General features: G+C 37.8%; 24 protein-coding genes and 1 other RNA gene. 10 read left to right on the top strand and 15 right to left on the bottom strand.

What is annotated here, in order from left to right; genetic code table 11:
- Window positions 1-153: 153 nt before the first annotated feature.
- From BTR_RS07550 to BTR_RS07540, 3 genes are read right to left on the bottom strand one after another with little or no spacing between them, the layout of a single operon-like run.
- The gene (locus tag BTR_RS07550; RefSeq protein ID WP_012232045.1) at window positions 154-1,980 is read right to left on the bottom strand and encodes an aminopeptidase P family protein; all 1,827 of its coding nucleotides are present in this window, start codon (window positions 1,978-1,980) and stop codon (window positions 154-156) included.
- 17 nt (window positions 1,981-1,997) lie between these two features.
- Window positions 1,998-2,867 (bottom strand): 50S ribosomal protein L11 methyltransferase, encoded by an 870-nt coding sequence (locus BTR_RS07545; RefSeq protein WP_012232044.1) that lies wholly within the window; start codon window positions 2,865-2,867, stop codon window positions 1,998-2,000.
- A 30-nt stretch (window positions 2,868-2,897) separates the two neighbouring features.
- Window positions 2,898-3,479, bottom strand: a complete 582-nt coding sequence (locus tag BTR_RS07540; protein WP_012232043.1) for an SCO family protein — start codon at window positions 3,477-3,479, stop codon at window positions 2,898-2,900.
- Between the two features lie 141 nt (window positions 3,480-3,620).
- On the opposite strand from BTR_RS07540, the gene BTR_RS07535 reads away from it, so the two are divergent.
- Window positions 3,621-4,250: a DapH/DapD/GlmU-related protein gene (locus tag BTR_RS07535; protein ID WP_012232042.1), complete on the top strand. Its 630-nt coding sequence runs from the start codon at window positions 3,621-3,623 to the stop codon at window positions 4,248-4,250.
- Between the two features lie 56 nt (window positions 4,251-4,306).
- Here the strand turns inward: BTR_RS07535 and BTR_RS07530 are convergent, their stop codons facing one another.
- The 5 genes from BTR_RS07530 to ssrA all read right to left on the bottom strand — a co-directional run bounded on the left by BTR_RS07530 (window position 4,307) and on the right by ssrA (window position 8,292).
- Window positions 4,307-6,643, bottom strand: a complete 2,337-nt coding sequence (locus tag BTR_RS07530) for an ATP-dependent helicase (RefSeq protein WP_038474625.1) — start codon at window positions 6,641-6,643, stop codon at window positions 4,307-4,309.
- A gap of 110 nt (window positions 6,644-6,753) precedes the next feature.
- Window positions 6,754-7,005, bottom strand: coding sequence for a ribbon-helix-helix domain-containing protein (locus BTR_RS07525; protein ID WP_012232040.1), 252 nt, complete (start codon window positions 7,003-7,005; stop codon window positions 6,754-6,756).
- Between the two features lie 10 nt (window positions 7,006-7,015).
- Window positions 7,016-7,198, bottom strand: a complete 183-nt coding sequence (locus tag BTR_RS07520) for a DUF4169 family protein (RefSeq protein ID WP_012232039.1) — start codon at window positions 7,196-7,198, stop codon at window positions 7,016-7,018.
- Window positions 7,199-7,206: 8 nt separating this feature from the next.
- A complete protein-coding gene (locus tag BTR_RS07515) occupies window positions 7,207-7,752 on the bottom strand; it encodes an SspB family protein (protein ID WP_012232038.1) in 546 nt (181 codons plus the stop codon).
- Window positions 7,753-7,935: 183 nt separating this feature from the next.
- Window positions 7,936-8,292: a transfer-messenger RNA gene (ssrA, locus tag BTR_RS12060) on the bottom strand.
- Window positions 8,293-8,389: 97 nt separating this feature from the next.
- Between ssrA and BTR_RS07510 the strand changes: the two genes are divergently transcribed.
- On the top strand, window positions 8,390-8,695 hold the full coding sequence (locus tag BTR_RS07510) for a DUF2853 family protein (protein WP_012232037.1): 306 nt from the start codon (window positions 8,390-8,392) through the stop codon (window positions 8,693-8,695).
- Window positions 8,696-8,762: 67 nt separating this feature from the next.
- On the opposite strand, the gene BTR_RS07505 is transcribed toward BTR_RS07510, so the two are convergent.
- The 3 genes from BTR_RS07505 to BTR_RS07495 form a co-directional block, all read right to left on the bottom strand.
- Entirely contained in the window at window positions 8,763-10,070 is a 1,308-nt protein-coding gene (locus tag BTR_RS07505) for an MFS transporter (protein ID WP_012232036.1), read from the bottom strand.
- A 538-nt stretch (window positions 10,071-10,608) separates the two neighbouring features.
- On the bottom strand, window positions 10,609-11,916 hold the full coding sequence (locus BTR_RS07500) for an MFS family transporter (protein WP_012232035.1): 1,308 nt from the start codon (window positions 11,914-11,916) through the stop codon (window positions 10,609-10,611).
- A gap of 1,459 nt (window positions 11,917-13,375) precedes the next feature.
- Window positions 13,376-14,683: an MFS family transporter gene (locus tag BTR_RS07495; protein WP_012232034.1), complete on the bottom strand. Its 1,308-nt coding sequence runs from the start codon at window positions 14,681-14,683 to the stop codon at window positions 13,376-13,378.
- A 220-nt stretch (window positions 14,684-14,903) separates the two neighbouring features.
- Between BTR_RS07495 and BTR_RS07490 the strand changes: the two genes are divergently transcribed.
- The 8 genes from BTR_RS07490 to BTR_RS12895 all read left to right on the top strand — a co-directional run bounded on the left by BTR_RS07490 (window position 14,904) and on the right by BTR_RS12895 (window position 24,487).
- Complete coding sequence (locus tag BTR_RS07490) at window positions 14,904-15,698, top strand: thymidylate synthase (RefSeq protein ID WP_012232033.1); 795 nt, start codon at window positions 14,904-14,906, stop codon at window positions 15,696-15,698.
- Window positions 15,695-16,204, top strand: coding sequence for a dihydrofolate reductase (locus tag BTR_RS07485; RefSeq protein WP_012232032.1), 510 nt, complete (start codon window positions 15,695-15,697; stop codon window positions 16,202-16,204). The genes BTR_RS07490 and BTR_RS07485 overlap by 4 nt, the downstream gene beginning before the upstream one ends.
- Window positions 16,205-16,324: 120 nt before the next feature.
- On the top strand, window positions 16,325-17,476 hold the full coding sequence (gene hflK / locus BTR_RS07480) for an FtsH protease activity modulator HflK (protein ID WP_012232031.1): 1,152 nt from the start codon (window positions 16,325-16,327) through the stop codon (window positions 17,474-17,476).
- Window positions 17,477-17,478: 2 nt separating this feature from the next.
- Window positions 17,479-18,414 carry a protease modulator HflC gene (gene hflC / locus BTR_RS07475; protein ID WP_012232030.1) on the top strand — a complete coding sequence of 312 codons (936 nt, stop codon included), beginning with the start codon at window positions 17,479-17,481 and terminating at the stop codon, window positions 18,412-18,414.
- Window positions 18,415-18,565: 151 nt separating this feature from the next.
- On the top strand, window positions 18,566-20,092 hold the full coding sequence (locus tag BTR_RS07470) for a Do family serine endopeptidase (RefSeq protein ID WP_012232029.1): 1,527 nt from the start codon (window positions 18,566-18,568) through the stop codon (window positions 20,090-20,092).
- Between the two features lie 988 nt (window positions 20,093-21,080).
- Complete coding sequence (miaA, locus tag BTR_RS07465; RefSeq protein WP_012232028.1) at window positions 21,081-21,953, top strand: tRNA (adenosine(37)-N6)-dimethylallyltransferase MiaA; 873 nt, start codon at window positions 21,081-21,083, stop codon at window positions 21,951-21,953.
- A 248-nt stretch (window positions 21,954-22,201) separates the two neighbouring features.
- Window positions 22,202-24,004, top strand: coding sequence for an acetolactate synthase 3 large subunit (locus BTR_RS07460; RefSeq protein WP_012232027.1), 1,803 nt, complete (start codon window positions 22,202-22,204; stop codon window positions 24,002-24,004).
- A gap of 330 nt (window positions 24,005-24,334) precedes the next feature.
- Window positions 24,335-24,487 carry a hypothetical protein gene (locus BTR_RS12895; RefSeq protein WP_158305292.1) on the top strand — a complete coding sequence of 51 codons (153 nt, stop codon included), beginning with the start codon at window positions 24,335-24,337 and terminating at the stop codon, window positions 24,485-24,487.
- A gap of 183 nt (window positions 24,488-24,670) precedes the next feature.
- On the opposite strand, the gene BTR_RS07455 is transcribed toward BTR_RS12895, so the two are convergent.
- The 4 genes from BTR_RS07455 to BTR_RS13455 all read right to left on the bottom strand — a co-directional run bounded on the left by BTR_RS07455 (window position 24,671) and on the right by BTR_RS13455 (window position 26,898).
- A complete protein-coding gene (locus BTR_RS07455; RefSeq protein WP_244393524.1) occupies window positions 24,671-25,129 on the bottom strand; it encodes a TauD/TfdA family dioxygenase in 459 nt (152 codons plus the stop codon).
- 948 nt (window positions 25,130-26,077) lie between these two features.
- Window positions 26,078-26,509: an MFS transporter gene (locus BTR_RS13465; RefSeq protein WP_244393421.1), complete on the bottom strand. Its 432-nt coding sequence runs from the start codon at window positions 26,507-26,509 to the stop codon at window positions 26,078-26,080.
- A complete protein-coding gene (locus BTR_RS13460) occupies window positions 26,437-26,655 on the bottom strand; it encodes an MFS transporter (RefSeq protein ID WP_244393522.1) in 219 nt (72 codons plus the stop codon). The genes BTR_RS13465 and BTR_RS13460 overlap by 73 nt, the downstream gene beginning before the upstream one ends.
- A 63-nt stretch (window positions 26,656-26,718) precedes the next feature.
- The gene (locus BTR_RS13455; RefSeq protein ID WP_244393419.1) at window positions 26,719-26,898 is read right to left on the bottom strand and encodes a hypothetical protein; all 180 of its coding nucleotides are present in this window, start codon (window positions 26,896-26,898) and stop codon (window positions 26,719-26,721) included.
- Window positions 26,899-26,953: the final 55 nt, after the last annotated feature.

Here is a 26,953-nt window from a genome sequence, read left to right as displayed (position 1 = left end):
TTTATCTTGGTTCGCGTTTTTCATACCAGCAAAAAATTTGAAGCATCTTGTGAAAATATTTTTTGTATTTCCTGACACAAATACATATTTTTCTCTAAAAAAGAAAAGATACTGTCTTTTGTAGAAAGGGTAAAAGTTTATAGGTTGCTTAATTTAAATGGGTATTGTTGCTTCTTTTATCCACTTTTTGTCTTCTTCGTTCAAGAAAGGTGCATTAACTTGATAAACATGCGCATGGTAGTCATTCAGCCATTGTCGTTCTTCTTGTGTCAAAAGTTCTGGAAGGATTAACCGTCGATCAATAGGGCAATGGGTGAGTGTTTCAAATGAGAGCATTTCTCTCTCTCCACCAGTAATTTTTTGTGCTGGTTTCACAATGAGTAAATTTTCAATACGAATACCAAAAGCACCTTCGCGATAATATCCAGGTTCATTAGAAACAATCATTCCAGGGATCAATTCTTGGCTCCCTCTGCATGAAATATTTTGTGGTCCTTCATGAACAGAAAGATAAGACCCAACGCCATGACCCGTGCCATGAGCATAATCAAAACCGGCTTTCCATAGGGCAATGCGTGCTAGAACATCAATATCTTGTCCGCGTGTTCCTTTTGGAAAGCAAGCGGTTGAAAGAGTAATCATGCCTTTTAGGACCAGAGTAAAACAGCGTTTTTCTTCTTCTCCAATATTCCCAATTGCTACCGTGCGTGTGACATCTGTGGTACCATCACGGTATTGTCCACCTGAATCCACAAGGTAAAGTTCACCAGACTTGAGTTGTTTATTGGTTTCATTCGTTACACGGTAATGGATGATCGCTCCATTTGCACCTGCTGCTGATATTGTATCAAAAGAGAGATCTTCAAGTTTTTTTCCCATATCTTTTGCTGTATTTATACGAAATTCTTCTAATTTCTGAGCAGCAGAAATTTCACTTATTGTGCCTGATGTTTGTTTGTCTAACCAAGCAAAAAAACGGGTAAGAGCGATACCATCGCATAGATGTGCTCTCCGCGCCCCTTCTAGTTCTGTGTTATTTTTAATGGCACGGGGTAGAGCAGCAGGGTCGGTCAGTGTAATGAAAGATTTTACATCCTCTTCAATTACAGTGCGTAACTTTTCGCATGTTAACTGTGGATCTAAGGCAAAAATCATGCCTTTTTGATTATAATCTTTGATCTTTACAATAAACTGTTCTGGTTCATATAATTTTGCATAACGTTCCAGATATTGTTTTTCTTCTATACCAAGCTTTTTGCTATCAATGAATAAGGCTGGTATTTCTTCTACGGGTATCAGGGCAAAACAAAGAGAAAAAGGTGTATTGGAAACATCATTGCCACGTATATTGAATATCCATGCAATAGAGGAGGGATCTGTAAAAATAAAAGCATCTGCACGGGCTTGTTGTATGTTTTTGCGAATTAAAGATAGCTTTTCATCGCTATCCCATCCCGCATATTGAAGAGGATGAATTGATAAGGCAGATTGTGGTGATGGTGGTTGATCATGCCAAATAAGGTCAATGGGATTTTGTTGGACTGCTATAAGCTTTCCACCTGTTTTTATCTCTAAGGATTTTCTCAATGCATCTGTAGCGGCGATCGTGTGGAGCCATGGATCAAAACCAATAGAAAGTTGTTTTCCATTTTTTTCAAGCCATTGTGAGGGAGTACACGTTACGAGATCTTCATATTCAAAAATATGAGGATCAGTTTGTTGGCGAACTTGGAGTTTATAGCGTCCATCTGTAAAGATAATAGCTTTATTTTTTAAAATAAGAGCGATTCCTGCTGATCCGGTAAAACCAGTAAGCCAGCTAAGGCGTTGAGCATGGGGGGGGACATATTCTCCTTGATGTTCATCGCTTCGTGGAACAAGAAAACCATCGAGTCCAAGCCGATCGAGTTCTTTACGAAGAGAGGAAATACGTCCGAGGGCATGGGTGGGGTTTGTTATTGCTTCAAAAGATTGATACATAACAACGTCCTTTTCATTTATTTAAGATGTATTGTAACCCATCCTTGACGGTGGTATGTTTCAAGATATTTAAGTCCCTGTTTTACATAAGCTTCCAAGACAAGATCATGTTGTTCTTCAAGAATTCCAGAGAGTATAAGTGATCCACCTTTTTGAAGTACTTGAACCATTTCTGGTGCAAGTTCAATAAGCGGATTGGCAAGGATATTGGCAATGATGAGATCAAAGGGCGCACGTGATGTAATTTCATTATGGGTAAAACCTGTTGCTGTAATTGCTGTAATATATTTTTCTACGCCATTGAGTGCCATATTGTGTTGTGCAACTTTGATAGCGATTGGATCAATATCAGTTGCAAGTATAGCAATAGGTTTGAGCTTTGCTATGGCAATGGCTAAGACTCCACTGCCTGTTCCAAGATCAAGGGCATTTTGTGGATTTTCGTGTTTTATGACTTTGGCAATCATTTCCAAACAACCTGCTGTTGTTCCATGATGTCCAGTGCCAAAAGCTTGATTCGCATCAATTTCAATAGGAAAAACACCTTGTGGGATGTCATTACGGTTATGGCTTCCATGAAGGAAAAAAGGACCAGCATGTACAGGTTGTAGTCCTTCTAGACTTTTTTGTACCCAATCAATATTAGGTAAAACTTCATGGTTAATTTCATGGGGATCTATAGAAAGGATTTTTGCAAAATGCTTCGAAATACGCTCTTGATTATCTTGATCGATATACAGAGAAAGCTCATATACAGCATTTTTTTCGTCTATCTCTACAAGAGCCAGAGGATATCCTTCTTCCTCAAAAGCTATTTCTATAAGCGTATAAAATCGTTCTGCTTCACTTTTAGGAGCAGTATAATACAGACGAATTTGCTGTGACATCTTGTTCTTTCTTTATAATCGGCTTTTTATTTAGTTTGAGACAAGTTTTTTGAGTCGTTCAATGGTGATTTCGTCTTTTAATTCATTGTCGTCTTCTTTGGGTTCATAACGGATAACACCTGCTAACTTTCCGCCTTTTTTGAGTAAAAAAATTGCTGCCGTATGATCGTAAGTATAGTTTCCATCTGTCCCAGGCACTTTTTCAGCAACGATGTTGAAAGAATTGACCATTTTATGAACTTTTTCAGGATCTCCACTAATGCCAACAATTTCATTGGTAAAATTACTGAGATATTCATGAAGTACTTCAGGGGTGTCACGTTCAGGATCAACAGTCACAAACCATTTTCCTAATTTATCCGCTTTAGGTCCAAGGGCTGTAAGCCATCGATCAAGATTCATCAATGTCGTAGGACAGATTTCAGGGCACATTGTAAAACCGAAGAAAATAATTGAAGGTTTACTGCGGACATCAGCTTCGGTAATCGTTTTTCCATTTGAATCAGTGAGAGTAAAGTTATCACCTAAAGGCTTATTTACAAATATATCATAAATAAAAACCCCCCCAAGAAATATAACTGTTAGGCTGAAGATGCGGATTACATTTTTCATCGCTTTTCTCTCTTAAAAGTGCCAAAAAATTCTAGCATTGGCTGGTTTGTTTTGCAATGTTTGTTTCACGGTTGATTTTATGGGTTTGGTTGGTATGTCTTCCCATATTTCTTGATGAAACAATTGATGGAAGGCAATATTATGAATATTGAGAATGATCTGCGATTTCATGAAAGTAATCCCCGTATTCATACGACAGCACGGCTGCATGGTTGTAAATTAGGGCGCTATGTGGAAATTAATGAGCGGGTGATTTTACGGGATGTAACCGTTGGAGATTTTTCTTATTTAGAACGGAATAGTGAGGCTATTTATAGCGATATTGGGCGTTTTTGTTCTATTGCATCGCATGTACGGATGAATGCGTTGGAGCATCCCATGGAGCGCGTTTCAACGCATAAAATAACCTATCGTCCAAACGAATATTTTCGTTATAGGACACTCGATCGTTCTTTTCGTGAAAGGCGGTGTGAAAAACGCGTTATCATTGGACATGATGTGTGGATTGGGCACGGAGCGGTTATTATGCCTGGGATAACAGTGGGACATGGGGCAATTATTGGAGCCAATGCTGTTATAACGAAAGATGTGATGCCTTATACGATTGTTGTTGGGGTTCCTGCTAAACGCTTGCGGATGCGTTTTTCCACGCATGTGATAGAAGATCTTTTAGATATGGCTTGGTGGGATTGGTCGCTTGATAAAATTTACAACGCATTGCCTGATATGCAAAATTTACCCATTGGAGCTTTTGTTCGCAAATGGAAATAGACATTCAGAATAAAATAAAGTGACCTTTTGAAAAAACTGATCATGTTTTTCTTTCGTTAAGCTTTGTCTACAAAATTATCCAGTACACGCTTTTCTCCAGCTTTTTCAAACATAATTGTCAATTTATGGTCGTCTATCGCTGTAATGTGCCCATAACCAAATTTTATGTGAAAAATTCGATCATTGATTGCAAAATTTGATGGTGCTTCAGAGACTGATTGAGCGATAATTTTGCCTTCAATATTTTTGTTTTTTTGTGCACGCTTTTGTCTTGGTGTTGCATAGTCATTATAAAAGAAATCATGATGTTGAAAGGAGGATTTCCCATAACCACCATAAGATGTTTCCATGGCTATGACTTCTATATGTTCTGCTGGTAATTCATCTAGAAAACGGGAGGGAAGAGCAGATTGCCAAAGTCCGTGAACTCTACGGTTGGATACGAACCATATATGTAGATGTTTTTTTGCTCTTGTAAGCCCCACATAAGCAAGGCGCCGTTCTTCTTCTAGTCCTGAGCGTCCACCTTCATCTAATGAGCGTTGGTGGGGAAAGAGCCCTTCTTCCCAGCCTGGAAGAAAAACTGTTTCAAATTCAAGCCCTTTAGCGGAATGAAGTGTCATGATGTTGACGGCATCCATGTTTTCATTATTTTCCGTTTCCATAACCAGTGCAACATGTTCTAAAAAGTTTTGAAGATTTTCAAATTGTTCTATGGAACGGATCATTTCTTTAAGGTTCTCTAGCCGTGTGGGCGCTTCTGGTGAGCGATCTTCTAACCACATGGTTGTATAACCAGAATCGTCAAGGATGATCTCGGCAAGCTCTCTATGGGGTGTACATTGCAGCATATTTTGCCAGCGGCGGAAATTTTCAATAAGGCTTCGTAAAGCACTGCGTGCTTTAGGTTTGAGCTCATCTGTTTCAATGATATCAGCGGCAGCGGAAAAAAGAGAAACAGCACGTGCGCGCGCACTCTCATAAAGAATGCGCAGAGTTGCGTCTCCTATGCCGCGTTTAGGTGTATTAATAATACGCTCAAAAGCTAAATCATCAGCAGGGTGGACAACAACGCGTAAATAAGCCATGGCATCACGTATTTCCATTCGCTCATAAAAACGTGGACCACCAATGACGCGATAGTTAAGTCCAAGTGTTACAAAGCGATCTTCAAATTCACGCATTTGAAATGAGGCGCGTACCAATATAGCCATATGATTTAATGCATGACCGCTTTGTTGGGCGCGTTCGATTTCTTCTCCGATTGCTCGTGCTTCTTCTGCCGAATCCCATGCTGAATGAATTTTTACTTTTTCTTCTTCACTCTTTATTTGAGCAGAAAAAAGAACTTTTCCCAGCCGTTCTTCATTATGCGCAATCAGATGGGAGGCGGCTTTAAGAATATGGGATGTTGAGCGATAATTGCGTTCTAGACGAATAATTTTGGCAGAAGGAAAATCTTTTTCAAATCGTAATATGTTTTCGACTTTTGCACCACGCCATCCATAAATGGATTGATCATCATCGCCAACACAACAAAGATTAACATTTTGATCTTGAGGATGTTGTGCCAAAAGGCGAAGCCAAAGATATTGTGCTGTATTTGTATCTTGATATTCATCGACAAGAATATAGCGAAATTGAGAATGATATTCGCGAAGAATATCTGGATTGTGTTGGAAGATAGAGATAGAATGAAGCAGAAGATCGCCAAAATCACAAGCATTAAGATCTTTTAGTCGATTTTGATAGCTGCGATAAAGTTCGCGTCCCATACCGTTACCAAAAGAATGCGCCTCACTTTTTGAGATATGTACTGGTGAAAAACCTTGATTTTTCCAAGAATCAATCATCATGGCAAGATTTCGTGCGGGCCAACGTTTATCGTCTAAGCCTGCAGCTTGAATAAGCTGTTTTAAAAGTCGAAGAACATCATCACTATCGAGAATTGTAAAGTTTCTTTTTAAATCAACAAGCTCTGCGTGGCGGCGTAAAATTTTAGCACCAGTGGAATGAAAAGTTCCAAGCCAAGGCATCCCTTCAACAACTTCACCAATGAGTTCACCAATACGTATTTTCATTTCACGGGCTGCTTTGTTGGTGAAAGTGACAGCGAGTATTTGTTGAGGAGAGGCAAGCCCAGAGCGCAGAATGTGAGAAATACGGGTTGTTAAAACGCGTGTTTTTCCAGTACCAGCACCTGCAAGAACTAAAAGAGGTCCCTCAGTATTTATAACAGCTTGTTGCTGTTCTGGATTGAGTTGTCCTAAATAGTCTGTGTTATATGATTTTTTTTCTTTTAGAACAGGGAAAGAAAACCCCGAGTTTTCCTCATCATGGGCTGGGGGGGTATCTTCTTCAAAGAAAGGTATGTGATCGGAAAAATTATTCATTATACCTTTTTGTAATCTTTTTTTCATTAAAGTGCTAGATTTAAAAAACTTTTCTTTTAAAAGCTACAACAGTCCTCATTGAACGAGAGATGTTAAAACAAAAGTAAGTATTAAAGACGTTTTGTCAGAATACTTTGAAGAGCGTAAACACGTAACGAGGCCGAAAGATTGACTTGTTGTGGTCTTTGGCTATCAATATCAGTGATAATAAAGGCTAAAGATTGTCCTTTTTTGCGGGCTATATCTTTGAGAATATCTAAAAATGGCGGTTCTAAAGAGACACTTGTTGCGTGTCCATCAACGCGAACAGATATTTTTTGTGGCGTAACTTTTGACCAATCGATAGAATTATGTTCGTTCATTTCCCCTCCTTTATTTGTCGTTTTGTAAACGATTTTGATCAAGAAATTTTTGCGTTTTGAAAGATTTTTGTTGCTCGAAAAGTTTTTCAGTTTTTGTTCGTCCAAAACGATAACGATTTTCCTCAGCATGAAGAGCTTTTTCTGCACGCTTTTTTTGTTTTCGAAATTGGCGAAGATTTACCGGTTTAGTCATGAGAAAATTTATTTTTTCCGAAAAGAATCTAACGAGACAACATCAGCACTTTGTTTTGTATCGTTATTTAATGGTTCTTTCTTGGTACTGAGATTTTGTTCTTTTGTGGGTGTATTTTCTTGTTTTTGTTGGTTTGATAGAGCGATGGGCGTAGAAGGGGTATTTTCTGCATCTTCACTTTCTCCAGAGGGAAGTTTTGAGGGAAGATCAAATGCGGCTTCAAATGCTGCTACTGGGTCGTAAAAGACTTGAATGGAAGTAAAAGGAATCACGAGTTTTTCAGTAATTTCTCTGAAAGAGAGGGTTACTTCAAAAGCTGTTTCTGAAACACTGAGATCTCTAAACTGATGTTGCAAAACGATCGTCATTTGCTCAGGATAGCGATTCTTTAGCCGAGGAGAGATTTTAACACCGGGGGCATTTGTAAAAAAAGTTATGAAAAAATGATGATTTCCCGGAAGACCTGCTTTAGCAACTTCCGATAAAACTTTACGGATAACTCCACGAAGCGCATCCTGAACGAGAATATCGTAACGGATTTGATCTGTAATCATCGAAGTTTATTCCTTTTATTTCACGTAGCAGAATGGGTCGTATTGATGTATTATTGATATTGTGTAAGAGAATCCATTTAAAAACGAGCGGTATTTTGTCTATAAGGTACCTCATTGAATCGAAAAAACACGAAAAATAATGTCTGATAATGTCTGAAAGATCAATCAATAACATTTTAACAAAGTGAAGGCTTCTGTTGCCAGGTGCCTTCCAACCCCGCTTAAACCTGCGACGGTTTAAGAGTCAATTTGAAACATTCACACTACCTTAAGCAGCGAGACGTGCTTCCGCATAGTTGTCATTTGCAACTACTCATTTAGCCCGATAACGGTGGTACAATGCCGAGTAAAAGAGCGATCTTTACACCCTTGTCGATCCTATTTCGCCCCCACCAAAATATAATTTTGGTTGTTTATACTTTGGTGGAGGCGCCGGGTACCGCCCCCGGGTCCAATAGGTTTATTTCACCGTCCATTTATTACCATAGCTGGAAAGCCAGCTCTTTAAATATAGATGAAGAACAGTCTTAGGAAAAGGGGGGGGTTGTTAATATTTTTAATCCTCTAATTATTTATGAAGCTATATCAGGCGGCTGTAAAGTATAGCCGCTCATTTTTGGAGAGGAGATGATGCAAAATGACAAATAATCTAGCAGATATTAAAGTATATGATTCAAACCCTGATGCAGCAGCCGTTGAACGACTTGAGCATCGTTTAGCTTTGGTGATGAAAAAGCAGGATGCAGCGCTTGTTGCGACGTCAGATCCAAAAGAGTTAGAACGTGTTGAAAAATGGGTTCAAGATGTTTTGGAAGCTGATGAGAAGAGTGCTAAAATGGCTGTTTCAAAAGTTGCAGAGATGATGGCTGGAGAGCGTCGAAAAAGTCGTATAACTTTTTATTATTTAGTCGCTAAGCAACTCAATGCACTTCATAAAATTTAAACAATATTAAATTTATGACAATGATAAAAAAGCCCAATTTCTTGGGCTTTTTCGTTTATAGAGGGCGTTAATGTTTTTCATCCTCTTGGAGGTAGCCTCCTTTACGCATACTCGGGACAAAGAGAAGCGCAATGAAAGCCATGATCATCACGATGGTTATGTAAAAATAAAACAGTGATTCATGACCATATTTTTTTAATCCAAGCGCAACATATTCAGCAGACCCCCCAAATAAGGCGTTACCGATGGCATGAGAGATGCTAACGCCTAATGCACGTATGGAAGAGGGAAACATGGCTGATTTTACGACACCAGAGATGGATGTATACATGCTCATAATGAAGAGCAAGCCAATAATAACGCATACAGCGACCCATATACTATGGGTGTTACCGATTATCCAGAGTCCAGGAAAGGTAAAGATGATAGAGAGTATACTCCAAATGATGAGTAAAGTTTTTGTTCCAATTTTATCGGCGATGATACCCGCTATGGGTTGGAAGAGGATGAAGATAAATAGTACAGCCGTCATAATCGTTGTGGCGGTATGTTTATCAAAGCCGGTGGTTGTGATCAGATATTTCTGCATATAAGTCGTGAAGGTGTAAAATGTGAGTGACCCTCCTGATGCAAAGCAGGCAATTACGACAACGGCTTTTGTATGTTTGGTGAGAAGTTCTTTAAGACTACCAGAGCGTTTGTGAGAGCGGCTTTCTTTCGTGGTTGTTTCGTGGAGTGCACGACGTAGATAAATCGCAATGAGTGCTCCAAATCCACCAATCACAAAAGGAATACGCCATCCCCATGCTTTTAACTGATCTTCAGAGAGATAAGATGCTAGAATAAATATAATAAAACTGGCAAGAAGTTGACCCGAGATAAGTGTGCCAGATTGGAAAGAAGCAAAGAAACCACGATGTTTTTTTAGGGCAACTTCACTCATATAAGTTGCTGCTGTACCATATTCGCCACCTGCGGAAAGTCCTTGCATCATCCGAATTAAAAGCAGAAGAATTGCTGCTGTTACGCCAAGAGTTTCGTAGGTGGGAAGTATGGCAATGAAAAAAGAGCCACCACACATCATAAAAATGGATACAAGCATTGAGCGTTTACGTCCATAACGATCGGCGACAAATCCTAAAAACCAAGCTCCAATAGGGCGCATAAGAAAGCCAATAAAAAATACACCTGCTGTTTTCAACAGGGGCGTAATCGTATCACCATCTGAAGGAAAAAATTGTGATGCAAAATAAACCGACGCAAATGAGTAAACGTAAAAATCATACCATTCTACGAGATTTCCTGATGCACTTGCTATAATAGCAAAAATACGTTTTTTCCTATCATTTGATGCTAAAGTTGTTTCACTTTTCATGAATTGTTCCCCTTTTAGATTTATAATTTATTTTTTATTATTAAGTTTGTTTTATGATTTGTATCACTAAAATTTAATTGTACCATAGTAATTTTTTATGAAAGCTATTTAAGAGAATCTATTTGTATATAGGTTTGAGCTTTTTGGGGGCGTTATTGCGCTGTAGGATAAAGTGCGTCACAGCGAATGTAAGGAGAAGGGGGCATTGAAAAAGAAGACTTAAGCTGGATGAAATGTTGGTAAAAAGAATACTGAAATGGCTGTTTTAAAAATTTTCGATTGGATATTTAAAGCGTACGAGAAAGTTATGTAATTTTTTGTTACTCAATAATTAAAGATTTTTGAAAAAATCTCAGCAATATAGATTTATAGATTCTCCACCTTGTGTAAGAAGTATAATAGTTTTTCCTATAAGGTAAACAAAAGAATAAGGTAAACAAAAGAAAATGAATTATTTTATATTTGTTATTTTTTAAGATTTTATAGCATTCATGACAAAAAGCCCAATTTCTTGGGCTTTTTTATCCAGTAAATAAGTTTAATGAAGGTGGTCTTTATCGAGATATCCTCCTTTATCGATATCGGGCATAAGGAGAATAGAGATGAGGGCAATGATCATCATCCCAACGATATAAAAAAAGAAAACAGATTCGTATCCTATATTTTTTAATCCAAGTGCTACATATTCAGCAGAACCGCCAAAGAGCGCATTCCCGATGGCAAAAGCAAATCCAACACCAATTGCTCGAATTGAAGCAGGGAACAATTCTGCTTTTATAATACCGGCGATGGATGTATAAAAACTCATAATACAGAGTATTCCAATGATGATGAAGAGCGCTGTCCATGCATTTTGAGCATTTCCAATCATTTTAAGGACAGGAATGGTACAGATAATGGATAAGACACTCCAAATAATGAGTGAAGCTCTTGCTCCAATTTTATCGGCGAGGGAACCTAAAAGGGGTTGGAATAACACAAAAATAAAGAGGGCGGCAGTCATTATCGTTGTTGCGGTTTGTTTATCAAAGCCGGTGGTTGTGATCAGATATTTTTGCATATAAGTAGTATATGTATAAAATGTGAGTGATCCGCCAGCTGTAAAGCCAACAACCAAAAAGAACGCTTTTTTATGATTGCGAAAAAGCTCTCTAAGGCTACCGGCATGTTGTTCAGAGCGGCTTTTGAGAGTTGTTGTTTCATGAAGCAAGCTACGCAGATAAATTGAAACGATTGCTCCAAAGCCACCAATGACAAAAGGAATACGCCATCCCCACGCTTTTAACTGATTCTCGTTAAGGTAAATGGCTAAAATAAATATTATAAAACTCGCGAGAAGTTGACCTGAGATCGTTGTTGCATATTGAAAAGAAGCAAAGAGTCCACGGCGATTTTTGGGCGCAACTTCGCTCATATAAGTGGCTGCTGTACCATATTCACCACCAACGGAAAGTCCTTGAAACATACGGACTAAAAGGAGAAGAAAAGCTGCTGTTATTCCCAAGGTTTTGTAAGTAGGAAGTATGGCAATGAGAAAGGAACCGCCACACATCATAAAAACAGAAATAAGCATGGAGCGTTTACGTCCATAGCGGTCAGCAATGAAGCCAAAGAGCCATGCTCCAATTGGACGCATAAGAAAGCCAATAAAAAATATTCCTGCAGTTTTTAACAGTTGTGTAACAATATCTTCATCTTCTGGAAAAAATTGTGATGCAAAATAAACCGATGCAAAGGAATAAGCATAAAAGTCGTACCATTCTACCAGATTTCCTGATGCACTGGATATGATAGCAAAAATACGTTTTCTTGTATCATGTGGATCTAAAGTTGTTTGGTGATTCATGAGGTTTTCCCCTTTTACATTGATAACTTTTCTGCTCGTTAAAGTTGTTGATGATGTGTATCATAAAAACGTAATTGTATCATGATAATTTCTTAAGAAAACACTTAAGATCATTTATTGTATTTTTATTTTTTTAAGGGCTTTGCTTTGCAACTTAAAAGAATAAAAAATATTTATATTAATATATTTTGTATATTATCGATAAATAAAGCAATTAAATTTAATTATATTATGACGTATAACTTAATTTATACTGTTGATATATATTAAATGAAATTTTATTTCATAACTATATTCTTTTGTAGAGGCTAATGTAGAGGAGAAAAACTTACGATGGTAAAAGAATAATTTTGCACACTTAAAGTTCAGTGGTTTCACTGTAAGATTTTTTCTAGAGTGATCAATGCTGTTTTGGGCTTATGGTTTATTGTGTAAATCATGCGCTTTTGTGATTTTTTAAGGAAATATTGTTTTTTGTTTCATTGTGAATTATTTGTATATGAGAGTGTTTGTGAGAATATGATACTCTTTGGTTTATCTGCTTGATGTTGTGTCGTAAAATGATGCTATTAGCTATTACATGTGAGGTTGGTGTGTGCGTAAAAATCTCTTTATAAACCATCTTAAGTATCAAGAGAGCGTGTAATATTTAAGGGCTAGGGAATAGTATAGCGCCAACAAATAGTATAATGATAGCGGCGTGCATTTTTATTAAGTGTAAAGATGATGATACACAATGTTGCGCAGCCTTTGAGCCATTGAGACGGTTCATACGAGGCATTTTTAGCCCTTTCTTTTACAGTTTTATCCGCATGGCTTTTCTCCCACTTGTAATGTGCAAGCGAGTGGTTTTGATTGATTCAACATAAAACAAACTTGAAATGAGAGAAACTTACGCTATGCAGGGTTTTAATTCAAGTTGAATGACGCTAGATATGTTATTATAAATCAATGTGTTGTGTAATGTTTACCCTTTACGGAGGGTATCGTTATGCTATTTACGGTCGCCAGCGTGAAATGGAGTTGGGTATATTTGAGAAAAGTTTCTTAAAAAAATGAGAGAATTCATAACATAGTGGTATTTTCTATTTTTCATGGAGGCTTTGTTTTGCAGGGGAGGATCATAAAAAAATATATTACACAAAAGCCATGAGACAATACATAATATATATTAATAAAATTCCTTGAAAGATAATCGTTTGGCTTCGATTTTGATGAGAAATGGAAGTATTAAAATAAATCAAACGTTTTTTATCTTCAGTGAGCTAAATTCGGTCAAAGAAGTATCTCTTCATAACAATACAAGGCTGTTTATTTTTATAAACAGTCTATGCGGGAGAAAAAATTCTTCTTTAGAATATTTGAAGGGATAAAAATAAAAAATTATAAGCTTTAAATTTTTGTAGAACGGATATACAAAAAAGCCCATATTACTGGGCTTTTTTGTTGACATCAAAAGTTAATGGATGTCGTCTCCTTGTAAATACCCCTTTTTGCGAGCATCGGGCATTAGAAAAATTGCGATGAAGGCGATGATCATCATGCCGGCTATATAAAAATGGAAGTATGATTCATATCCATGCTTTTTAAACTCGAGTGCTACAGCTTCAGCAGAACCACCGAAGAGCGCATTGGCAATAGCATAAGAGAGTCCAACGCCCATGGCACGCACTGAAGCAGGAAACATTTCTGCTTTTACGATACCAGAGACGGATGTATAAAAACTCAAAATACACAGCATTCCTATGACGATCAAGAGCGCAACCCAAGAGTCATGGGTGCTTCCTATGATTCTAAGCCCTGGAATGATAAAGATGATGGAAAGGGTACTCCAAATAAGCAGTGAAGCTTTTGTGCCAATTTTGTCCGCTAGAGAACCAAAAATGGGTTGGAGTAACATAAACACAAACAGTGCAGCCGTCATTATTGTGTTAGCAGTATGTTTATCAAATTTGCTCGTTGTGATTAGATATTTTTGCATATAAGTTGTGCTGGTATAAAATATGAGCGATCCACCAGCTGTAAAACCGATGACTAAAAGAAACGCTTTTCCGTGATTACGGAGAAGCTCTTTAAGACTACCTGTATGTTTTTGAGAACGACTTTCTTCTGTAGTTGTTTCATGAAGAGAACGACGCAGATAAATTGCAACAATTGCACCACAGCCACCAATCACAAAAGGAATACGCCAGCCCCATGCTTTTAACTGATCTTCTGTGAGATAGAGGGCGAGAATAAACATAACCAGACTTGCAAGAAGTTGACCGCCAATAAGCGTGGCATATTGGAAGGAGCTAAAGAAACCACGACGTTTTTTTAGAGCAACTTCGCTCATATAAGTTGCCGTTGTGCCATATTCACCACCAACGGAAAGTCCTTGGATCATACGAAGTAAAACAAGTAAAACGGCTGCTGTCGTTCCAATTGTTTCATAGGTAGGAAGGAGGGCAATAAGGAAAGAGCCGCCACACATCATAAAAACAGAAATAAGTAACGAGCGTTTACGACCATAACGGTCAGCAATAAAACCAAAGAGCCAGCCACCGATTGGGCGCATAAGAAAGCCGATAAAAAAGACAATGGAAGATTTTAAAAGTTCGGTAACAACATCCCCATCAGAAGGAAAAAACTGTGAGGCAAAATAAATAGATGTAAAAGAATAAACATAAAAATCATACCATTCCACCAGATTACCTGATGCGCTCGATATGATCGAAAGAACACGTTTTCTTGTATCATGTAGTGCTAAAGTTTCTTGTTTTTCCATAGTCGATCCCTTCATTTTACATTCATCCATCTTTGTTCATTATCCCTCTATGTTATTTTCGTAGAAACTGTCTATAGTATTTTATCTTTTGCATCAAAATTTTAGTCAGATCATGATAATTTCTTGTGTAAGATGTTTTCGGAAAAAGATTTAAATTATGTTTGTACGGATTTTACAGTTTTTATTTTCTATAATGAAAAGAATCGGACATAATAACCCTATGAAATCATATCTTGCTCTTTTATCTCATGTTTTAAATCAGGGTATTGATCGGACAGATCGGACGGGTGTTGGGACGCGATCTATTTTTGGGTATCAGATGCGTTTTGATTTACAAGCGGGATTTCCGTTGTTGACGACAAAGAAACTACACTTACGTTCAATTATTTATGAGCTTTTGTGGTTTCTTAAAGGCGATACAAATATCGCATGGTTGAAAGAGCATGGTGTATCTATTTGGGACGAATGGGCTGATAAACAAGGAAATCTTGGTCCTGTTTATGGGTATCAGTGGCGTTCTTGGCCTGCTCCTGATGGACGCCATATTGATCAAATTGACAATCTTTTAAGGATGATTAAGGAAAAGCCGGATTCTCGTCGCTTGATTGTATCAGCTTGGAATCCCGCATTAATAGAGGAAATGGCTTTGCCTCCTTGCCATTGTCTTTTTCAATTTTACATTGATGAGGGTAAATTGTCCTGTCAGCTTTACCAGCGTTCAGCGGATATTTTTTTAGGGGTTCCATTCAATATTGCGTCTTACGCATTGTTAACGATGATGATCGCGCAAGTCAGTGGCCTTAAAGTAGGTGATTTTATTCATACGTTCGGGGATGCTCATCTTTATTCTAATCATTTTGAACAGGCACAATATCAATTGTCTCGTATACCCAATGCTTTGCCATGTATGCGCATAAATCCAGCGGTAACAGATCTTTTTTCTTTTAAATTTGAGGATTTTGAATTGCTTAATTATGAAGCACATCCCCATATTAAAGCGCCGGTAGCAATATGACGATTTCCATTTGTTTAATTGCTGCTGTTGCAGAGAATGGTGTTATCGGTCGTGAAGGTGCAATGCCTTGGCATTTATCGACAGATTTGCAACGCTTTAAAGCGTTGACGTTGGGGAAGCCCATTATGATGGGGCGAAAAACTTGGGATTCTATCGGGAGACCTTTACCAGGGCGCACAAATATCGTTATTACACGAGATTATACCTTCTGTGCTGAAGGGGCTGTTGTTGCGCACTCTTTATCGCAGGCTTGTTCTCTTGCAAAAGGCGTTGCTTCCCAAAATGATGTAGAGGAAATTTTTATTATTGGTGGGGGGGAAATTTTTCAACAAGGATTTCGTCTTGCTGATAAAATATTCCTTACAGAAGTTTTAGCCTCTATAGAAGGGGATAGTTTTTTTCCTATTTTTGATAAAGAAAAGTGGACTATTGTGCAAACACAAGATATTCCAAAAGGGGATAAAGATAGTCATCCGACACGTTTTGTTGTTTATGAGCGGAAATAATTTTTTGTAATATAAAGTGGAAAGGGGTTATCCGTCGCGTAATTGAAATAAGAGGAACCCTATAAGCTTTAAGTGAAGGGTTAGTATTTAAATGAATAGTAGTCAGTTAAAGAGGTGATAATGCCCTGGACAAATCAAAATGGTGGTGGCCCGTGGAGTGGCGATAAAAACAAGAACAGTGGTGACAAAAAAACATCCGCTAAGAATTTTTTTGGTTCTGGTGGCAGTAATGGTGGAAATAATGGTCCTAATCTTGATGATATTTTGCGTAAAGGGCAGGATCAGTTTAAACAATTTAGTCGAGGCGGATTTTTTGTTTTATTCCTTCTTCTTGCTGTGTGTTTTTTGCTTTATCAGTCACTTTATATTGTTCAACAAAATGAGCAAGCAGTAGAATTGCGTTTCGGTGTACCTAAGGAAGGAATTATCGGTGATGGTTTGCATTTTCATTTTTGGCCAATTGAGACTTATATGAAAGTGCCTTTAACGGAAAAAACAATTGCAATTGGTGGGCACCCTGGACAGAAACAACAAAGTGAAGGTTTGATGCTGTCGAGTGATCAAAATATTGTGAATGTTAATTTTTCTGTTTATTATCGTATTTCACATCCAGGACAATTTTTATTCAATGTGAATGATCAAGAAGGAACTGTTCGTCAGGTTGCTGAAAGTGCAATGCGAGAGGTTATTGGTTCAAGACCCGTTGATGATGTTTTACGCGATAAAAAAGAAGAAGTTGCTAACGATGTGAGAAAGATTACCCAGTTGACTGTAGATAAATATCAACTTGGAGTCGAAATAAGCCGTGTATCGATCAGTGAGGCTGCTCCTCCTACCAAAGTTGCTGCGGCGTTTAATTCTGTGCAGCAGGCAGAGCAAGAACGGGGACGAATGATTGAAGAAGGAAATCGTGTGCGTTTTACGAAGATTGGTTTAGCAAATGGTGAAGCTTCACGGACACGGGAAATTGCGAAAGGTGAAAAAGCACAAATGGTTGAAGAGGCAACAGGTCGTGCTGAACGTTTTCAAGCCATAGCCCGTGAGGCAGCAATTTCACCAGAGGCTGCGCGTTATCGTCTTTATATGGAGACGATGGGGCGTATCTTCTCTTCACCCAATAAATTAGTTCTCGATCAAATTAATTCTCCAGCGGTGCCTTATCTTCCTCTAAACGAATTGCTGCGTAATAATTTACCAGAAAAAGCAAAAATAAAATCAGCACATTCTACTTCTACATCGCTCTTGGATTATCAGATTTCTGGAGGACGTTAATAATGCAGCAGTCACGTTTTTTGTTTGTTTTTAGTAGCATAATGGTTCTTTTGATCATTTTATGGATGTCATTTTTTATTGTTTATCCTCGTCAACAAGTCGCCATTAAGCGTTTTGGACAAATCGTTAAGGTAGAATCTAATCCTGGAATTTATTTTAAAATGCCTTTTGTGGATAAGATGATTGTGGTGGATAACCGGTTGTTGCGTTACGATGTTCCTACGCAATCGGTGCAAGTTCGTGGTGGTGCTTATTATGAAGTGGATGCGTTCTTTATTTATCGTATTACGGATCCTAAATTGTTTCTACAGCGTATTGCTTCAGGGCGCCCGCAAATTGCAGCACGTGAAAATCTTGCACCGCGCTTTATTGACGCTTTACGTGCTGTTTATGGTAAGCGAGAATTTAAAGCAGCCTTATCAGATGAACGAGGTGCGATGATGGCTGAGGTACAACGGCAGTTTTCTATAGATGCTGGTTCTCTGGGTATTGCTATCGTTGATGTGCGTATCCGAAAAACCGATTTAACGGATGCTGTTTCAGAAGATGTTTATCGGCAAATGGCTGCTGAACGTGAAGCAGTTGCGGAAAATATTCGGGCCCGTGGTCAACAAGAGAGAGATCGTATTGTGGCAGAAGCAAACCGTGAATATGAGGAAATTGTGGCAGCTGCAAAGCGTGATGCTGAAATTACGCGGGGTGAAGGACAGGCTGAAAGTATTCGCATTTTGTTAAATGCTCGGGAAGCAAATCCATCTTTTTACGATTTTTGGTTAGCGATGGAACAATATAAGAATTTAGAGAAAACGCCGATGGTCATTTCACCAAATGAGGTTTTCTTTTTTAATTTTCGCAATTCTCCGCAAGCAAAGAAAAAACTTTCATCAACAATGGGTCCTAGTTTGAGCAAAACGGATTCAAAGTCTGATGGAGAATAGATAAAACGAATGTATTAAGGATACTATTTCGTATAAGAAGTATGTTCTATAGCTGCTTGTTTTTATGATGAATGTAAGAGAGTGCTAAGCCATACGGATTTTGCATAATAAATTGAGTAAGGCTCTTTACGGCTTTGGTTAAAGGCATGTCATGGATGGTAGTGTTGTGAGTAAAAGTAAGTTTTTGAAATCTTTTATTACAAGAGTTATTTTTTGTGTGGCTTTATTTCTATCAGGATCAATAGGTTTGTCCTGGGGGGCAGAGACAAGCAAGGGATTACTTTCTATTCCTGATTTAGCCTCTGAGCTTTTGGAGACGGTTGTGAATATTTCTACAGCACAGACTGTTGAAGGAACAGAACAGGATGAGAATACTTCGATACCTGTTATTCCAAAAGATTCATTGTTGGAGGAATATTTTAGTGATTTTTTTACACCCAAAGATGGTCAAAAAGATAGTCAATTTCAAAAGGTACGTTCTTTGGGATCTGGTTTTGTGATTGATGCGCAAAAAGGGATTATTGTTACAAACTATCATGTTATTGTTGATGCTGATGATATTGAAGTTAATTTTACGGATGGGACAAAACTAAAGGCAAAGCTCCTTGGAAAAGATAGCAAAACGGATTTAGCGTTGCTGCAAGTGGATGCGGGCAATAAAAAATTAAAAGCTGTGCGTTTTGGTGATTCAGAAAAAGCACGTATTGGTGACTGGGTTATGGCTATTGGTAACCCTTATGGTTTTGGTGGGAGTGTGACGGTTGGTATCATTTCTGCACGTAACCGTGATCTTAATGCAGGTCCTTATGATAATTTTATTCAAACAGATGCTGCGATTAATCGAGGCAATTCTGGTGGTCCGTTGTTTGATAGGAATGGTGAAGTTATTGGCATTAATACAGCAATTGTTTCCCCTTCTGGAGGATCTATCGGTATAGGGTTTGCTATTCCATCGGATATGGCACTTTCTGTTATTAATCAATTGCGTGATTTTGGAGAAATAAGACGTGGTTGGTTGGCTATTCGTATTCAGCCGGTGACGGAGGATATTGCAAAAAGTTTAAAATTAGGCAGTGCTGTAGGAGCATTGGTGGCTGGTAAAATAGAACAGACGGAAGGAAATGATGTCGATAATAGCCAGTTGCAAATTGGAGATGTTATTCTTTCCTTTGGGAATTCCAAAATTAAGTATGCACGTGATTTGCCGCGTTTAGTTGCGGAGAGTTCAGAGGGAAGAGTTGTGGATGTTACTATTTTACGGAATGGGCAAGAAAAAACAGTAAAAGTTAAGCTGGGACGTTTGATTGAGACCGATGCCAATGAAGAGACAGAAGAAGAAGTTGATGATAAAAAAAATAATGATTTGCCGAAAAGTGTAACAATGCAATTGATGGGCATGACATTATCTGAACTGACAGAGGACTTGCGTTATCGTTATTCAATTTCAGATAAACTTCGAGGACTCGTGGTGACATCTGTTGCACAAAATAGTGCTGCGGATAGAAAGCGTATTCGCATTGGTGAAGTGATTGTTGATATCAATCAGAGTGCTATTACAACAATTGATGAGGCTAAAAAACGTCTTCATAAATTACGTGAAGCTGGACGTAAAAATGCTCTATTTATCGTAGCGCGCCCAGATGGCGAGTTACGGTTCGTAACAATCCCAATGGATTGATGTTTAAAGAATTCATTTTTTGTTTTTTATTATTCGCTTTAAATATACGTATTTAGAGAGCTCAGTCATGTAACATCTCGTATTTTAAAAGCTCATTCCACGATGAAGAGTATGGATTATATAACATAAAATCCATTGGACGGTTTCATTTTTGCGCTGAATAAAAGTGCAAGTTGGCAATAGTATTTGTCGGTTTTCAATATTGCAAAAGCTTTTTCTTTAAAATGTTATAGGTGAGATATTCGCCGTCTTTCTTACGGTGATTTTTATATCTTTAGATTGCACAGGTGAATGGTATTGATATGATGCTTTATGAGAGAGGAGGCGAAATGAGTCAATCTTATAATATTGGGGGCTTGCATGCAAATTGCAAAATGCTCAACTATTATAAATAAAACGCTCAATTATTATTATAAATAATGTTTTATGTGAGTGAGATTTTCAGCGCTTTGTGATTATATTTTGTGTGCTGTAGAGGGCGTTTTTTCTCTTCAGTTTGAAAAAAAACTCTTGGAGTAAAATTACATTATAAACAAATGGTTATCGGTATATTGAGATCGTTCTTTGTGATAGATAAAAAAAGAGTGATAAAAAAGAGAGTGTGAAGAAAAAATTCTGAGCTTCTTATTATCCATCAGAGTTACATGCTGTTTTTATAGGAAAAAATAAAGCTATTTTATAGATTAAGCTCAGTATTATTTTCATAAATGAGACAAAGGGTATATTTTTATTGCGTGAACAGACAGAATTATTATGGCTGTGATTGGTTATTGAATTATGATAGCGAAAAATGCTTTGAAACTCCTTTGATATTATTATGAAGTTTCTTTTTTATAATTTTCATAAGGGAGGCTTGATCTTAAGGAGAAGTCTTGTTGGTATTTTTGTTTAAAGTTTTTACTTTGATGAGAATAGAGAAAAAATACAGGAACTTTGCGGGCAGCCATGCCTGTTGTAATAGGTTGCTGATTGGTAGGAATTGCTATTCATGACACTGAGAACAATTACATTGATAGCAGGACCCACGGCAAGTGGGAAGTCAGAACTTGCTTTGCAAATGGCTCAAGAAAAAAATGCTCTTATTATTAATGCTGATTCAATGCAGGTTTATGACGTTTTAAATATTTTAACGGCACGGCCAAGAGAGGCTGATACCGCAATTGTTCCCCATTATCTTTATGGTCATGTGAGTCCTACTTTGAATTATTCAGTAGGACAATGGTTGTGTGATGTTGAGAAGCTGTTGGTTACTTTTACGTCGAGATCCGTTATTTTTGTTGGTGGAACAGGACTTTATTTTCGTGCTCTTTTGGAGGGAATTTCAAAAATCCCTCATGTTCCAGATGTTGTACGGCAGAAATGGCGCTTGCTGCTTAATAAAGAGGGGGCTGAAAGTCTTTATCGCCAGTTGTTACAGATTGATGCTGTTGTTGCTGAAAAAATTTCTTCGCAAGATGGACAGCGTATTGTCCGTGCTTTGGAAGTTTATGATGCGACTGGTGAGAAGCTGAGTTGGTGGCAGAAGCAAAAAACAACGCCTCTCATTGCGCCCAGTCGTGCTGAAAAAATTCTTCTCATGCGACCACGTGCTTTGCTTTATGAACGCATTCATAAACGCTTGGACTCTATGATTGAAAGAGGTGTTTTAGAAGAGGTGGTGGCTATGAAGAAACTTATGCTTTCTCCTTCGTTACCAGTGATGAAAGCGATTGGTATACCTGAATTTATGGCTTATTTGGATGGATATAGAAGCTTTGAAAATGCTCTTGAAGCGGCGAAAACACAAACGAGGAGATATGCAAAAAGACAAATGACTTGGTTTCGTCATCAATTTGATGAAGAATGGATGCTTACTTCTTGATGAAAAAGCTAGAGCTTTATAGAAGAATTTGCAAAAGATAATTTGTGAAGAATAAATTTTTTATTGACGAATGGGTTCAATGGAATTAGAAATCCTTCTATAAGGAATTTTTTTATATATTTTATGCGTTGGAATAATGGGGGGTGATCATACAATATGTGTTGTGTAATAGACTCCTTAGGGGTCTTTTTTTATGGGCTCCTTTAGGGGCTTTTTTATTGTCCTATCAAAGTAGGTGAGTGGGAAAAATGCGAAATGATCCAAAACAGCAAGAGAGTTTAAATGGAAAAATAATGTCGGGAGCTGAAATAGTGGTTCAGGCTCTTATAGATCAAGGCGTTGAACATATTTTTGGTTATCCTGGTGGGGCTGTTTTGCCTATTTTTGATGTTCTTTATCATCAAAATACACTCCGGCATATTTTGGTGCGCCATGAACAAGCCGCAGGGCATGCGGCTGAAGGCTATGCACGCAGTACTGGAAAGGTAGGGGTTATGCTTGTGACGTCTGGTCCAGGGGCAACGAATGCTGTGACACCTTTGCAGGATGCTCTCATGGATTCTATCCCTCTTGTTTGTTTTTCTGGTCAGGTGTCAACAACGGTGATTGGAACAAATGCTTTTCAAGAGGCTGATACAGTTGGAATTACAAAGCCTTGTACGAAGGGTAATTGGCTGGTTAAAGATGTCAATGATCTTGCAGAAATTATTCATGAAGCTTTTTCTCTTGCTCAATCAGGGCGTCCAGGACCGGTTTTGATTGATATTCCTAAGGATGTTCAATTTGCTTCAGGATTTTATAGAGCACCTCAAGTTCAGAAGCTTTTACATTCTTTTCCATCGTTGAAAGGAAATAATCGTGAGGCTATTGAAGCTGCCCTTTCTCTTTTAGTTGAGGCAAAACGCCCTGTTATTTATTCTGGTGGAGGTGTCATTTCATCAGGAGGGGAGGCTGTCCAGCTCTTGCGTAATTTGGTTCAATTGGGGGATTTTCCGATTACTTCAACCTTAATGGGACTTGGTGCTTATCCTGCTTCTGGAAAAAATTGGCTCGGAATGCTGGGAATGCATGGAACCTATGAGGCGAATATGGCTATGCATGATTGTGATGTCATGTTGGCTGTTGGAGCACGATTTGATGATCGTATCACGGGGCGCCTTGATGCATTTGCACCTCATGCGCGTATTATTCATATTGATATTGATCCTTCTTCCATCAATAAAACTGTCAAAGCAGAAGTTCCACTTATTGGCGATGTGGCGCATGTTTTGGCAGATATAATGCAACATTTGCATAAGCATCAGTCAAAGCTTGATCAAGAAAGTCGTAAAACATGGTGGACACAAATTAATCGCTGGAGATCACGCAATTCATTGGCATATACGGAAAAAAAAGATGTTATCATGCCACAATATGCTCTTGAACGGCTTTATGCACTCACCAAAGATGCTCGTGCTTATATCACAACGGATGTCGGACAGCATCAGATGTGGGCCGCGCAGTATTATCACTTTGATGAACCAAAACATTGGATGACTTCTGGTGGTCTTGGAACGATGGGGTATGGTCTGCCAGCCGCGATTGGTGTTCAAATAGCCCATCCTGATGCACTTGTTGTATGTATTTCTGGTGATGCCTCCATTCAGATGAATATTCAAGAACTTGCAACAGCTATTCAGCATGATACACCTGTAAAAATTTTTATTTTAAATAATCAGTATATGGGAATGGTTCGCCAGTGGCAGCAATTGCTGCATGGTAATCGTCTTTCTCATTCTTATACGGAGTCTATGCCTGACTTTGTGAAATTGGCACAAGCTTATGGAGCGGTGGGAATTTATTGTTCAAAACCCGATGAACTTGATGATAAAATTCAGCAGATGATTGACTGTGATAAGCCTGTTCTTTTTGATTGTCGTGTTTATCATTTAGAAAATTGTTTTCCTATGATTCCATCGGGATGTGCCCATAATGAGATGTTATTACCCGATGAGGCAAGTGAGGAAGCTATTGCAAATGCTGTTTCTTCTGAAGGGAAAATTCTTGTATAAAATGAATATGTTAGAAAAATGGTGAAGGATGGAGATGATGAAGTCTTTGGAGGCTTCATCTCTGTTTCTTCTTTGCGAAGAGTATCTATTAGCCTTAGAGCTGATTTTATGATTTTCATTCTTTGTTTAAAGACATGGGCTATCTTATTATTTATTCATCTAAAAATGTTATAAGCTGTGTGCCCAATTATGTTTGAATTTATTTATACACGATGTTTTTTTTAAATTCATGTGTTCACATTAATAGCGATTTCGTTGCATTTTTTAGATAATACATTGAATTATCTATTATAAATTAATTATGTTGTCTCATATGGGAAAGATTCCGTCGTGCAAAAAAAAGCCACCGTGCTTGATGGGGGCAACCATGCAAACAGTTATGACTATGAAAACAATAGAAAAGTTTGTCACTATGTTTTGGTTTCGCATTATGAAATTATCCCCAATCGTTCTTTCAAGGGCTTGATCGGAGAATCCCCCTAGCGGCTTGAAAGGAAGGGCAAAAATAACGAAGATTAAATGCAGCCATAGAAATTCAATAGGCCACCATAGCTTATAATCAGGTCGTAACCTCACCTGATTATGCGGGAGAAATCTATCATATGAGATGTGTCGTCAATATGTCTAAACCAGAATAATACTCAACATCATATCATTATCAGGACATTAAGATTGAAAATTAAATACCCTTTCTTTTATTTGTTCTACATATCTATGATTCCATAAATCAGCAGACACAAACACTCTTTGAATCCACCGCATTGGGTTTTTATAATGATCAAATGATCCCCCAAATTTATCTCTAGAGTGTAGAGCTATTCTATTATCAATGTATAATAATCTTCCTGGTTGTACATTAATCCCAAAAGATACAGCTTTAATAGCTTCATAAAAATGATCTAAAGCTTCCTTGGCTTTTTTTGACTGGGGTTCTAACATGCCCGGATAAAAAACAGCGCTGATATCTGGGAATTCACGGTTCCCTTGAACGAGGGGCACTTTACTTGTAGAGGTTGTCCCATTTTTTCTCCATCTATAGGGAATATTGATTATATATGAATTATCCCTTAAGCTCCTCAAATCCTCCTCACTTAAAAGTTTTAAAGCGAGATGTGCATCAGATATTCTCGTTAACGGGCCATTAACATCATTGCGAACACCAGATAAAGGCCCCCTTTAGGAGATAAATTTAAACCCGTTATAAATTGTAGTGCGGCATTTTCTATATGAAAATCTAACTCAACTTCAGATCCTAATCCTGTATAATCTTTTTTATTATCCTCTAAAGGATACCTAGTTATTGACTATATGTTTGCCTTCAAACTTCATTGAGTAAGGCTCTCCGATTAATAAAGAAAACATCATAATTAAATTTTCGCTAATATAGCCACTTTTACAAGACGCATCTAAATTATAAGGATGAGGCGACGTATTAATTTGTCTACTAACGGGAAAGTTTTCAAAGATTAAATATGGTTTAGGGGTAATAGCCCCTTTTGATTCATAAGAATTGTCAATATTTTATGGGGTAGCAGCGAAAATGCTACTTTTTTAGCTCAAGCGAATATTCAGTACCACCGTATGGATCATAAATAACATGATCTAAAGCCTTCCAAAGTTTGTCTCTTTCGACATTTCTCAACTCAAAAGTGTTTTCATTGATCATTATAATTTCTTCCTCAGTTATATTTCCCTACTTTTTTATTAAGAAAAGTAAAAAACAATAATTAAAATCAGCCATGTTCGTAAATAACTGTCTGTAAAATCTTGGCTTAATTCCAAAGAATGGTGGAGCGGTAATCATTGCGATTTGATTGACAGACATGGCTAAACCCAGAGAAAAGTCAACGCTTTCTTTTGGCGAAGAGTCTACAATATAAGCAACCCAAGGGCCATACCATCCCATTCCAAAAAAACTAACCAAGCAGATAAAATAGTTAAATAAATTATGGATCCACTCATGCCCAAAATTAATATTAAAAATCCAAAAACGATTGCAATCATGTAAAACAAGACAGGAAAAAATCGTCCTTTTCTACAATGATCACTCTACGCTGCTAAAATAATTCTTCCTCAAGCACCAGAAGCCTGTGAAACAAAAAACAAATAAGCGCTTTTATCTAAAGATAGGTGATAGATTCTATAAAAATAAATCGTTATAAAAATGGTTAAAACATATTGAACGATCACAAGTGAAACGCCTGAAGAAATAATGTTCTTCATATGCGGCGCAGCCAACATTGCAAGACGAGATCTTACATTTGCATAGAACGAAACTCTTTCCTTACTTTTTGGAACGATAGCGACACCTTTTGCTGGTGAATGATAAAAAATAATAAATAGACAGCCACCTAAAAAAGAAACTATGGCACCGACCAAAAACGCACCCTGTATGCCATAGACAAGCGCACTAGCAGGAAGAACGATACCAGCTAAAGCCCACCTAATGGGAGCCCCGCCTGCCTTATTCCCATTGCAAATCCGCGCTGCGATTGTGGAAACCATGAAGAAACAGATTGAGCGTCACCTGGTTGAGCAGAACTATAAAATCCCCCTACAATGAGCAAACGAACCAAAAGGGAAATATAGTTATTTGCGATTGTTCCAAACAAAAGAGTGACAGAAACGCCGACTGCGCCAACGCCAACAATATAACGCTCGTTAAACTTGTCTCGTAATTCACCAGCTACAAGTAACCCAATAATAGGTAGGAACTACGCTGCTGAAGATAGCAAACCTATCTGAGAGTCACTAAGAGAGAAATCCTTCTTAAAAAATTCAGCTAAAGGACCAATCCCTTGAACAAAGAAGCAGGCTGATGTTTGAACGATAGTGGCAACAAGCAATACAATCCATCTATAATAATTCTTTTCTGTAAATTTATTATTGCGCACGATGCCCCCTCCAATTAAAGTGTACTTTTTTTAATAATGATTGCAACAATAAATG

Origin of the sequence: Bartonella tribocorum CIP 105476 (assembly GCF_000196435.1) — a bacterium.
GTDB classification, from domain to species: Bacteria; Pseudomonadota; Alphaproteobacteria; order Rhizobiales; family Rhizobiaceae; genus Bartonella; species Bartonella tribocorum.
The sequence above is the reverse complement of the archived record's forward strand: the minus strand, read 5'-3'. Positions and strand labels throughout refer to the sequence as shown.

Coding starts and splice junctions, on each gene's coding strand:
- BTR_RS07550 (WP_012232045.1), bottom strand. CDS start 1,980: ATGTATCAATCTTTTGAAGCAATAACAAACCCCACCCATGCCCTCGGA.
- BTR_RS07545 (WP_012232044.1), bottom strand. CDS start 2,867: ATGTCACAGCAAATTCGTCTGTATTATACTGCTCCTAAAAGTGAAGCA.
- BTR_RS07540 (WP_012232043.1), bottom strand. CDS start 3,479: ATGAAAAATGTAATCCGCATCTTCAGCCTAACAGTTATATTTCTTGGG.
- BTR_RS07535 (WP_012232042.1), top strand. CDS start 3,621: ATGAATATTGAGAATGATCTGCGATTTCATGAAAGTAATCCCCGTATT.
- BTR_RS07530 (WP_038474625.1), bottom strand. CDS start 6,643: ATGAATAATTTTTCCGATCACATACCTTTCTTTGAAGAAGATACCCCC.
- BTR_RS07525 (WP_012232040.1), bottom strand. CDS start 7,005: ATGAACGAACATAATTCTATCGATTGGTCAAAAGTTACGCCACAAAAA.
- BTR_RS07520 (WP_012232039.1), bottom strand. CDS start 7,198: ATGACTAAACCGGTAAATCTTCGCCAATTTCGAAAACAAAAAAAGCGT.
- BTR_RS07515 (WP_012232038.1), bottom strand. CDS start 7,752: ATGATTACAGATCAAATCCGTTACGATATTCTCGTTCAGGATGCGCTT.
- BTR_RS07510 (WP_012232037.1), top strand. CDS start 8,390: ATGACAAATAATCTAGCAGATATTAAAGTATATGATTCAAACCCTGAT.
- BTR_RS07505 (WP_012232036.1), bottom strand. CDS start 10,070: ATGAAAAGTGAAACAACTTTAGCATCAAATGATAGGAAAAAACGTATT.
- BTR_RS07500 (WP_012232035.1), bottom strand. CDS start 11,916: ATGAATCACCAAACAACTTTAGATCCACATGATACAAGAAAACGTATT.
- BTR_RS07495 (WP_012232034.1), bottom strand. CDS start 14,683: ATGGAAAAACAAGAAACTTTAGCACTACATGATACAAGAAAACGTGTT.
- BTR_RS07490 (WP_012232033.1), top strand. CDS start 14,904: ATGAAATCATATCTTGCTCTTTTATCTCATGTTTTAAATCAGGGTATT.
- BTR_RS07485 (WP_012232032.1), top strand. CDS start 15,695: ATGACGATTTCCATTTGTTTAATTGCTGCTGTTGCAGAGAATGGTGTT.
- hflK (WP_012232031.1), top strand. CDS start 16,325: ATGCCCTGGACAAATCAAAATGGTGGTGGCCCGTGGAGTGGCGATAAA.
- hflC (WP_012232030.1), top strand. CDS start 17,479: ATGCAGCAGTCACGTTTTTTGTTTGTTTTTAGTAGCATAATGGTTCTT.
- BTR_RS07470 (WP_012232029.1), top strand. CDS start 18,566: ATGGATGGTAGTGTTGTGAGTAAAAGTAAGTTTTTGAAATCTTTTATT.
- miaA (WP_012232028.1), top strand. CDS start 21,081: ATGACACTGAGAACAATTACATTGATAGCAGGACCCACGGCAAGTGGG.
- BTR_RS07460 (WP_012232027.1), top strand. CDS start 22,202: ATGCGAAATGATCCAAAACAGCAAGAGAGTTTAAATGGAAAAATAATG.
- BTR_RS13465 (WP_244393421.1), bottom strand. CDS start 26,509: ATGGTTTCCACAATCGCAGCGCGGATTTGCAATGGGAATAAGGCAGGC.